A 1,338-nucleotide genomic window follows, 5' to 3' on the forward strand; every position below is an offset into this window, starting at 1 on the left:
GATGAATAAGATGACTGGCGTTGCCCTGGCTTCCTATCGCCGGATAGTAAGAGAGCATCCTGAGTTTGTTTCTTATTTCCGCTCGGTGACCCCTGAGCAAGAATTGGGCAAGCTAGCTTTAGGTAGTCGGCCTGCAAGGCGAAAAGCGACCGGTGGTGTTGAAAGTTTAAGAGCAATACCGTGGATTTTTGCCTGGACGCAGATACGGCTTATGCTGCCGGCATGGTTGGGTAGCGATGAGGCCTTGGCGAGCGTTCTAGAGTCTGATAAGGCAGAGACCCTAGATGAAATGTTTATCCAGTGGCCCTTCTTTAATACTCATATTGATATGTTAGAAATGGTTGTTGCCAAAGGTGATCCGCGGATCGCGCGTTACTATGACCAGCTGCTGGTATCTGATGACTTGAAGCCTTTAGGGCGTTCGCTTCGCCATCGCTTTTTGGATGTAGTTAAGCTGGTTAATAAAGTTAAAAAGCAAGGGGCGCTTCAGGAAAATCATCCCCAGCTACAAGGTTCTTTAAATGTTAGGAACCCTTATACTGATCCGTTACATTATTTGCAGGCGGAGCTGTTGAGGCGTGACCGTTTAGCCGAGCGAAGCTCTGAAGGTAAGCAAGAGCGTGATTTAGTTGAAACAGCTTTAAAAGTAACGATGGCCGGTATCGCTGCTGGAATTCGAAATACGGGCTAGTTCAGCTCTTGTGTTTGAATCGACTGCGTAAGCGTTTGCAACGAAGTTCTTAAAAACGTAAGCGTGTGAAGTGGTGTAGAGTTATTTTTGCGGATAGCTCTACACTCGGTAAGTATTCCGTCACGGCGCCACCAAAAGTTCTTGCTCCGTTTATCAATTAATACTTAGGTAAATCATTGTGCCCATAGCTTCCAGACTAAACCAGTTTATCAATCACAAGGGATTGATCTGTCAGCAGATTCATCACGCTCGCAGTTTAAGTTTTGCACAAGCCCTGGAGCAGGCACAGGCGATTCCGGAAATGAGTGCAGTACCTGTTACTTTACTCGATGAGGAAGGCCCGGCGGTTGCGGTGATCCCCTTTGGCACAAAATTGGATATTGAATTAATTAATGACTCATTGGGTAGATCTTTTCAAATTTTAAGTGATGAAAACTCACGAAAGCTATTTAAGGATTGTGAAACCGGGATGTACCCGATTCTCGCAACTGCCTATGGTTTGCCGATTATTCTAGATACCAGTTTACTGGAACTGGAGTTTGTATTCTCTGCTAGTGGTTGCTCAAGCACCTTATTAAAGATTCCCGGACCGTCTTTTCGTATGGCAATGAATGGCGCGATTAAGGCAAAAGTTTCTATTTGGCTTG

Annotated in this window: 2 protein-coding genes; both read left to right on the top strand. The window is 45.4% G+C overall.

Annotation, left to right across the window (positions count from 1 at the left end; translation table 11 throughout):
* Positions 1-691, top strand: a 691-nt coding sequence (locus A3766_RS27810) for a phosphoenolpyruvate carboxylase (RefSeq protein WP_068643401.1), incomplete at its 5' end; no start/stop codon positions are given.
* A gap of 178 nt (positions 692-869) precedes the next feature.
* On the top strand, positions 870-1,338 hold a 469-nt coding region (locus A3766_RS27815), incomplete at its 3' end, for a YbaK/EbsC family protein (RefSeq protein ID WP_304440992.1).

This window comes from Oleiphilus sp. HI0132, assembly GCF_001635845.1.